General features: G+C 42.8%; 12 protein-coding genes. 9 read left to right on the forward strand and 3 right to left on the reverse strand.

The genetic code is table 11. The features are described 5' to 3' along the window. The coding region (locus ACLFWI_RS21775; protein WP_446414653.1) for a hypothetical protein at window positions 1-425 on the reverse strand (425 nt) is incomplete at its 3' end. Window positions 426-541: 116 nt separating this feature from the next. Here ACLFWI_RS21775 and ACLFWI_RS21780 point away from each other — a divergent pair. Both ACLFWI_RS21780 and ACLFWI_RS21785 read left to right on the forward strand, forming a co-directional pair. Continuing rightward, on the forward strand, window positions 542-676 hold the full coding sequence (locus ACLFWI_RS21780) for a hypothetical protein (protein ID WP_446414654.1): 135 nt from the start codon (window positions 542-544) through the stop codon (window positions 674-676). 213 nt (window positions 677-889) lie between these two features. Then, window positions 890-1,708, forward strand: a complete 819-nt coding sequence (locus ACLFWI_RS21785; RefSeq protein ID WP_446414655.1) for a pentapeptide repeat-containing protein — start codon at window positions 890-892, stop codon at window positions 1,706-1,708. A 51-nt stretch (window positions 1,709-1,759) separates the two neighbouring features. Here the strand turns inward: ACLFWI_RS21785 and ACLFWI_RS21790 are convergent, their stop codons facing one another. Further along, entirely contained in the window at window positions 1,760-2,131 is a 372-nt protein-coding gene (locus ACLFWI_RS21790; RefSeq protein ID WP_446410369.1) for an aspartyl protease, read from the reverse strand. Continuing rightward, the gene (locus tag ACLFWI_RS21795; protein WP_446410368.1) at window positions 2,128-2,448 is read right to left on the reverse strand and encodes a hypothetical protein; all 321 of its coding nucleotides are present in this window, start codon (window positions 2,446-2,448) and stop codon (window positions 2,128-2,130) included. The genes ACLFWI_RS21790 and ACLFWI_RS21795 overlap by 4 nt, the downstream gene beginning before the upstream one ends. 379 nt (window positions 2,449-2,827) lie before the next feature. Between ACLFWI_RS21795 and ACLFWI_RS21800 the strand changes: the two genes are divergently transcribed. The 7 genes from ACLFWI_RS21800 to ACLFWI_RS21830 all read left to right on the forward strand — a co-directional run. Then, window positions 2,828-3,034 (forward strand): hypothetical protein, encoded by a 207-nt coding sequence (locus ACLFWI_RS21800; protein ID WP_446414656.1) that lies wholly within the window; start codon window positions 2,828-2,830, stop codon window positions 3,032-3,034. A gap of 38 nt (window positions 3,035-3,072) precedes the next feature. After that, entirely contained in the window at window positions 3,073-4,920 is a 1,848-nt protein-coding gene (locus ACLFWI_RS21805; RefSeq protein WP_446414657.1) for an ABC transporter ATP-binding protein, read from the forward strand. 278 nt (window positions 4,921-5,198) lie between these two features. Next, window positions 5,199-5,795, forward strand: coding sequence for a DUF4352 domain-containing protein (locus ACLFWI_RS21810; RefSeq protein ID WP_446410366.1), 597 nt, complete (start codon window positions 5,199-5,201; stop codon window positions 5,793-5,795). A 26-nt stretch (window positions 5,796-5,821) separates the two neighbouring features. Next, window positions 5,822-6,334: a hypothetical protein gene (locus tag ACLFWI_RS21815; protein WP_446410365.1), complete on the forward strand. Its 513-nt coding sequence runs from the start codon at window positions 5,822-5,824 to the stop codon at window positions 6,332-6,334. After that, the gene (locus ACLFWI_RS21820) at window positions 6,312-6,899 is read left to right on the forward strand and encodes a PIN domain-containing protein (RefSeq protein ID WP_446410364.1); all 588 of its coding nucleotides are present in this window, start codon (window positions 6,312-6,314) and stop codon (window positions 6,897-6,899) included. The genes ACLFWI_RS21815 and ACLFWI_RS21820 overlap by 23 nt, the downstream gene beginning before the upstream one ends. Before the next feature lie 226 nt (window positions 6,900-7,125). Then, window positions 7,126-7,818, forward strand: a complete 693-nt coding sequence (locus ACLFWI_RS21825; RefSeq protein WP_446414658.1) for a hypothetical protein — start codon at window positions 7,126-7,128, stop codon at window positions 7,816-7,818. A gap of 62 nt (window positions 7,819-7,880) precedes the next feature. Continuing rightward, a partial coding sequence (locus ACLFWI_RS21830; protein ID WP_446414659.1) for a hypothetical protein occupies window positions 7,881-8,413 on the forward strand: 533 nt, incomplete at its 3' end.

The following is an 8,413-nucleotide window of genomic DNA, read 5'->3' on the forward strand; positions in this document are numbered from 1 at the left end:
GCGGTTGTTGTTGCCCAACTCTCAAAATCTGGTGCAATTCTCAACAGTCGAATATAAACCCGATCATTCATCCATAGGATGAAAGGAAAGGGAAAATTCTTGCGAAACTCCTCCCGCACCTGATTCATCGCCGCGAACATGTCGTCCAGATTGTCTAAAGCGGCAAAGCCAGATACCATAAGGGCAGAAGGTATCTCCTGTCCCAGTTGCGATCGCACGGTGCTAAATAGGGTTCTGTCTTCTGGCTTCAGGTGAATGACTCGGATGTTGAAGGTGCATTCCTCTTGCAGTTGCTGGATTAGGCGTTGTTGCAAATACCCATAGTTACAACGCGCCAACATCAGGCAAAACTGTCCCTGACAGGCTTCCATTGCCCAGGCTAATTCATCTAAAGACTCCTGATTGGCTAGAGTAAAATCGTTCAAGTCTTCACTCCTACATCCTTTATTTATTGTAGTGAGTTCAGGGAAAAAGGAGGAAAAAATCTGACAACTTATTCTCATTGAGCCTAACTATCTCTGAATTAGCCTGTGTGGACATCATGAATACTCAATTCAGATGTTCCGAACTTAATGCATTTGAAAATATATTACCCCCTGACGGCACAGCCCAAGACGCGATCGCGCTTCTCAAAGACCAGAATGGTGATATTGAGGTAAATTTGAGGTTAATATAAGCACGCATTGAGTATATTGTCCATATACCTAAGATTACAAATTGTGACTTTATAAAAATGCTACAATCTTTACTGATTAAGGCTTTCCGCTAATTTCCTAGTCCACCTATGAGCTGTGCCACGCCACTAGATTTACCTAAGTTTGGCGTAGCGCATTCACTCGGATCGGTTCTCCAACCTCGTGCTAACGGGCTCAACAGGCGCTAAATGGCAATGTCATCTAACAATTTAGACCACTACTACAGAATACTGGGACTAGAACCCGGAGCCTCCCTAGAAGAAGTGAACCAAGCCTATAAAGACTTGGCATTTATTTGGCATCCGGATCGCGTCCCCGAGGACAATCAGCGCTTGCGCCAGAAAGCTGAAGCCAAACTCAAGGAAATTAACCAAGCGCGAGACGAACTGCGATCGCAAAAACCCAAACCGCCCAATCCCCCATCCTCACCGCCACGCAAATCGGCTTCCAATACCTATTATTACCGTGGGCGATCGCCCCGACGAGAATCTACTCAATCGCGGCGTTACTATCAATCCAGAGAACCGCAGCAACCGCCCTCCTCATCCAAGAACTACTACCAACCCAGAGAACCGCAGCAACCGCCCTCCTCATCCAGGAACTACTACCAACCCAGAGAACCTAAGCAATCCCAGCGCCCGCGATCGCAGCCTGATCTCAGTGGTGCTAATTTTCAGGGGGTTGATCTCAAAGAAAAAGACCTATCTGGACGTAATCTTAGTAATGCCAATCTCAGTCAAGCTAACCTGACGGATGCTTTTTTACATAAGGTGAATCTCAGTGGCGCGAATTTAGAAGGAGCAAATCTGTTTCGCGCTAACTTATTTCAAGCCTGTTTAGTTCAGGCAAATTTACGGGATGCGAATTTAATTGGTGCAGATTTAAGTGGGGCGGATTTGAGTGGTGCGGATTTGCGGGGCGCTAAAGTGGGAACAGGCGATCGATTGTTGGTGAAACTGACGGGAGCTATTTTATCGGGAGCTATTTTACCCGATGGCAGAATTCATGAGTAATCAGACTGAAGAAAATTTGTTTAAGTTCGTCAGCATAAGTTGTGAGGATGATCATTGATTTTCTCCCAAAGTCAACACTCCTGAAGCCATATCCACTACTAACTGCCGATTTCTTAACCACTTACGACCCAGCAAAATATCCGTAACTCCGATAGCTGCATGAACAGGAATATCAAACTCTTGTTTGTCTATGCGAACTTTCCCTAAATAGATGTCAAACTTATCAAAGCTGCGTGCTGTCTGCATTGACTGGTTTGTAACATAAAGCCAACCTAGCTCATCTACATCCTGCTTATCAATTGCCAGCCACTCGGAAAAGCCTGTGTCTAAAATAGCATCGATCTCGAATTCTAATCCTTCAGCCGCAATGATCTCGATTGGAAAAATCAACTCCTCATTATCTCCAAATTCCCCCTCAATCATATTGTGCCGAATACTCCAGTTTTATTCACCTTAAACATAAAGGTTTGGGTGTGAGGATAAGTTTGAAGCACCTTTTGCAGGAGTGTAATCTCATTGAAGTCTATAATATAGGTTTCACTATTTGGCTCAATCACGACATACCCATTGTTATACTTACTAAAGAGTTCCGGCTTTAATCGGTCAAAAATTAATTGACAACGCTGATACAATTCTTCCTTTTCAGATTTCCAATGGGCTATTTTTTCCGGAGACCATTGAATCTCAGAAAATACTCTGCCTCGACGATATACTGTAGAATTAGATTTTGATTGAGCCATTCTTGTTTCTCCTGCTTCTAATACTGGATAATTTTATCTAAATTTTACCTCTAAATTGCTAAATTGACTCCACTGTACGGGTGTATCTCGATCCGTTATCTTGGAAAGAAATACATCCGGCGCTGGTCGAGACGGGTTGACACACCTACCGAGAATGTTGCTGACTTCAGCGTTTGTAGTCAGTGTCTGACTTTAAGGCGAAGACAGCGCCACGACGAACTCCTCCAGAATCTGCCCAGATAGGTTAACCTGTATGCTAGAAGACGGTTCCCCGTACCCACACCTTGAACAGTTAACAATCCTCTGACTGTCAATGTTCGGGTTTTGTCAATCCTTTATCAGGAATGAGTATGAAGTTATCTGAATAGTTTAATTTAGAATGATATATTGGACGTATTTTCAGCCGCATTTTCCGGCGTATCTATCGGGAGAACGATTTCCAATTGTGGAAACAGAATCCTATTATAGAAAAAGCCTTGGTGACGAAAATTTAGAATTTTACTGGGCGAAGCGTTCGCGGCGAAAATTTAGCCGTAGAACCGAAAAATATGGGCGCGAAGGTTTCTTCGCCCCTACGAATGTATGAATTTATGACTGTATGACTTTTACAAACCAGGGTTTACTATGACTAAGGCATCATCACCAACATCTAGAGGCGTTAACCGACGCGGGGAAACGGATTGGCGACTTTTCCGGAGATTGGTTCCTTACGCGCTGACTAAAAAACGCTTACTGATCACAGCGATTATTTTACTCATTCCCGTATCCATTCTAGGTGCGATTCAACCCTTAATTATTGGGCAAGCGGTTTCCTTGATTCGTCAAGAAGAAACCTGGTGGTTTCTGAATAATCGTTCTTTATCAGAAGGCATCAATATTCTGGCAACTCTGTTATTACTGAGTATAATTATCCGATTAGTCTGTAGCGTTTTTCAGAAATTCCTGGAAGAAAACTTAGGTCAGCAAATTACCGCCGGGATTCGCAATGATTTATTTGACCATATTACCTCCCTGGCGGTGCGATTTTTTGACCGAACTCCGGTAGGAAAACTGATTACCAGGATCACCAGCGATGTGGAAGCATTAGGATTGGTCTTTTCTAGTGGTGCCATAGGCATTCTCAATGACATCTTCTCCATGCTGGTTATTGCTATTTTTATGTTTTCCCTGCAATGGCAACTGGCGCTAATTTTGATCTTAATGCTATTTCCAGTTACTGGGTTGATTGTCTACTTTCAGCAGCAATATCGGGAAGCTAATTATATAGCCAGAGAAGAACTGTCCACTCTCAACTCAATGCTGCAAGAAAATATCGCTGGGATTAATATTGTTCAGCTATTTCGCCGGGAACAAGTGAATGCTGAGATGTTTCGGGCGGTGAACCAACGTTATGTCGCGGAAGTCGATAAAACTATCTTTCACGATTCTGCTGTATCTGCCACATTAGAGTGGATATCCTTAGTGGCGATCGCGGCGGTATTATGGTTAGGAGGCTGGTTAATTCTGCAAGATAATCTCAGTTTTGGTGTCTTATCTGCCTTTATTCTTTACGCCCAGCGTTTGTTTAATCCCTTACGTCAGTTTGCTGACAAGTTTACCATGTTCCAAGCTGGATTCACCGCACTTGAACGGGTGAGTGATATTATGCATGAGCCGATTGAAATTCGTGATCCAGAGTTATCTCATGCGGCGTTAATTTCAGAACAGCCGAGAAGTAATGGTAAGGGACAAATAGCGGCGCATCGAGGTGAAATTCGCTTTGAACATGTCTGGTTTGCTTATAAAGAGGATGACTATGTTCTCAAAGATTTAAACTTTACCATTCGCCCCGGAGAAAAAGTGGCGTTAGTTGGTCCCACGGGTGCGGGAAAGAGTTCGATTATTCGCTTGCTGTGTCGCCTCTATGAAGCCACCAAGGGACGCATTCTAGTGGATGGGATTGATATTCGGGATTTGCCACAATCTGAATTACGGCGTCAGATGGCGGTTATTTTGCAAGAGGGATTTTTGTTTGCTGGGGATGTTAAAAGTAATATTACCTTGGGCGAAGACTACTCGATTGAAGAAGTGAAAACGGCGGCGGAAGCCACAAATGTGGCTCAATTTATCGAACAACTTCCTCAAGGCTATGATACCCAACTCCGGGAGAGGGGAACGAACCTTTCTGGGGGTCAAAAGCAGTTATTGGCATTTGCCCGGGCGGCGATTCGTGATCCGCAAATTTTGGTGTTAGATGAAGCGACGGCGAGTTTAGATGTGGGAACCGAAGCCTTGATTCAACAAGCCCTTGATCATTTATTGGAAAAACGCACGGCGATTATTATCGCCCACCGTCTCTCAACCATCCGCAATGTAGACCGAATTTTGGTGCTTAAACGGGGTGAGTTGGTGGAATCGGGTTCTCATGAACAACTGTTACAACAGAATGGTTTGTATGCGGCTTTGTATAAGTTGCAGATGTTGGGAAGTTAGGGTATTTGTCATTCGTCATTTGTCATTTGTCATTTGTCTCAAATCGAAACGACAAGAGGGCGGGTTTTGTTGATAAGTTATCAGTATACCCATCAATTAAACGGCTAAACCCGCCCCGACAATAATATATAACTTTTACCTCCTGCCTTCTACCAGTTTCTTGCCCATGGCTATCGCTGATCAACCCAATTGTTTGCCGAGATTCGTTTGATTTACCCAAATGTTGGTAAATTGATTACGTTTCTTTTTCTTGCTCATATTGACAAGGATGAATAAGTATGTATAAAGCACTAAAAAAAATCGGTGCGATCGCGTCGATTACCCTCCTCACTTTAGCCCTAGGATGTTCTCCTGATGAACAAAATCCTGAGACGATTGAAAATCGCGATCGCACGTTTGTAGAAACGACTGAATCTCCTGCAACCAAGCCCATTTCAGCACCAACACATTCTCTCGGTGAAGTCATTTCCATCAGCCAAAACAATCTCAATCTCCAATTTACTGTTAACAGCACCAGGGTGCATCCCGGAAAAGGCGTGATTCAACCCAATAAAGGGAATCAGTGGGTAGTAGTCGATACAACAATTGTTAATCAAGGACAACAACCACAAACCTTTTCCGTGGTTTCCTTTGAAGTTATCGATAGCAACAATAATACTTATGAAGTGGCGCTTTTAGCCAGTGCATTGGAGGATATTGAGACACCGACGGGTGAAATTAGTCCGGATGATCAACGACAGGGACAGCTTGTGTTTGAAGTTCCCGAAGATACGACCAATTTGAAACTGTTATTTCAGCCGAATCCGATTAAGTGTGAAGAACAATCAACAGCAGCCAAGGGATTAGATTGTCAACCCATTGTTGTTAAACTATAACCAATCACCCATCACCAATCAACCCTATGGAAACCGCCAATCCGATATTTCGTCATCAAATCTCCGCTGATGTAATTGCCTTAGACAAACAGGGACGAGTTATTCTAGTTGCTGATGTCAGAGGTAGCCGTGTGGTTAAGCTTACCCTCTCTCAATTTACCTCCTACCTAAAAGCCACACAAACCGTGGTTCCATTCGCGATGCTAGTTGACCCCGAAACGATTCAAATTGTTCAATGGGATGGCGTCAATTGGTCTGAGGCGATCTGTTCCCTAAAAACAACAAATATAGTAAACTACTATGATCCAAGCTGTGACAATCAAACCATTGATGGAGATTATCTAGAAGCATTAATTGAGTCTTGGCTGCGAGACTTAGCCTATCACTGGAAGTCCGTCACACCGCCAGCAACTAAGGAGTTAGCGGCTATTGGTTTGTTGCAGCAGCTAGAAGATGGAAGCACCAAAAGTGACGTGGAGATTGCGGGTGATACTTTACTTGGAGACCAATTTTTTGATGAGTATTTGTACTGGGCGTGATCCGCAAGCCAATACTCTGTTAGAGAGTACCTTACCATCGGTACAATTCGCCCTGCCAAGTATTTGCGTGATGGAAGCATTATCAGCCTTGGAAAAGGAGCTAAAGTATCGCAGACGCTTTGAAAATGAGTTAAACTTACAAATTAGTCAAGTACGGCGTGATCAGACCTCATCCCATGCTCAACGATTACTATTATATTTAGATCAATCCCGTCAAGAAAACAGGGCGTTACTGTCAGAGGTAAAAATGCGTCTGTTTCAAGCGATTAACCAGATATCTGGAAAAGCCGAACTCATTGCTTTAACGCCGTCCATGATCCAAGATTGTTTAACTATTTCTTTAATTGATCAAGATTATACAGATAATCTGATTCTTCACTGTATTTTACATCATGCTCAATCTTACCCGACGGAAACTCAAGTATTTTTGAGTAGTAATGAACGGGACTTTGGTACACCCGAAGTTCAAGCGGCGTTACGAAATGTTGGGATTACAAATTATTTTAGTAGCACTCAAGTATTGCTCAATTGGCTACAGTCCCAGCAATCTGAAGAGGACATTTAGTTCGTTCGTAGTAGGCGCTTTAGCGCCATCAACGCTTGCATCAAACCCTTTAAATCAATTACAAAGTTTATTAACTGAATAAACCCATCCTGATAAGTACATTTTTTGCTCAATCCAGCGTTTCTTTATGTTAATTTAATTAATGGCGAATCAAGTAGAGACTTGGGACAAAGTGAGATATAATAAATTCAACCATAAGCCCATTACCGACGAATAGAGCAATCATGTGCATTCCCTAGAAATCAAGGCTAAACTCAAATTCCTAATCAAAGAGGCATCATCGATAGAACCCTGTTTAGCAAAACGGTTAGACGAGATCAACCGCTGGGTGAAAGATATCAAGCCAGGTTCACTTACTGCCAAAAAATTTGTCATGGCGTTTTTGTTAGAGGTGATTCGAGATGCTGACGTTTGGCTTAAGCTTAAAGGCTTATCCTCTCCAGAATTGCAGGACTCTGCTTTTGAGAAAATGACGCCCACGGAACAATATTGGTATGGTTATCTTTTTCCCCAATGGCTAAATAGCAGTGATCCAAAGTTTTACATTTGGAAACAAAAGTTGATGTCAAGTGAGTTCAGTCCAGCAGACGATGATATTATTAAGTCCATCGTTCAAACTATAGAGAGTCGAGGGGGTACAGTTTGGCGATGCTATATCGCCGATTTTTCTATGGCAACCGATTTGATTGTTAGTTATCGTCAAAGAAAGCCACTTTGCCTTCAGGTGACTAGCGTGAGTCATGACTATTCTCAAAAAAAATATCAAAATTGGCAAAATACGCTACAAATGTGGGTAATCGATAGAGGACTTTTTCTAAGCTATAACCCTGGAAAACCCGATTTTTTGGAGCAGTTAGTAACAATAACACTTCATAACAGTGACTTTCTTCCCCTGGGACGTTATCTCCAATTTCCCTAACGGAGCATATTGGTTCTGACGACCGATTTTTTTAAACACAAACGGAATTTCCTATCTAACTTATGGTCACCAAACAACAAAATTACAGTCATGATGACTTAGGCGCTTTTTCTGAAGCGCTGGAAAAATCCCGGAAAATGCAGCAGGATTGGCTGACTCATGGACTTGATTTTGTGAATTTATATATTGAGGATATCGAGGGAGATTGGTTAGACAGATGGGATGATGATGAAACAACGATAGAGAGTTCTGTCACCTTAACATCAGATCAGACGTTTATTGATACCTCAGTTGTCGAATTTATCGGTGCTTTTTTGGCAAGTGATTATCCCGCCGCAGTCTGGGCGCGAGAAAGTGATCATCCGTTAGCGATGCGAGTGCAGCAGCAAAGGGAAACTGAGGGATTAGCTCAAATTATTACCCGGTTGGAAGGTTGTTTGAGTATTGCTGATGAATCGGATAGGTTACATGAAGCGATCGCGATTTTGGCAGGTGGGGTTGCGGTTGGAGAGATGACCCGCGATTCGGGTGATGAAGAGGATGAGTTTAAGTTATTTGATTTAGCTGAAAGTTTGCTGGAGAAATTAGCGGAACT

Source organism: Coleofasciculus sp., from assembly GCF_046539235.1.
In the GTDB taxonomy this organism is placed as follows: Bacteria; Cyanobacteriota; Cyanobacteriia; order Cyanobacteriales; family Coleofasciculaceae; genus Coleofasciculus.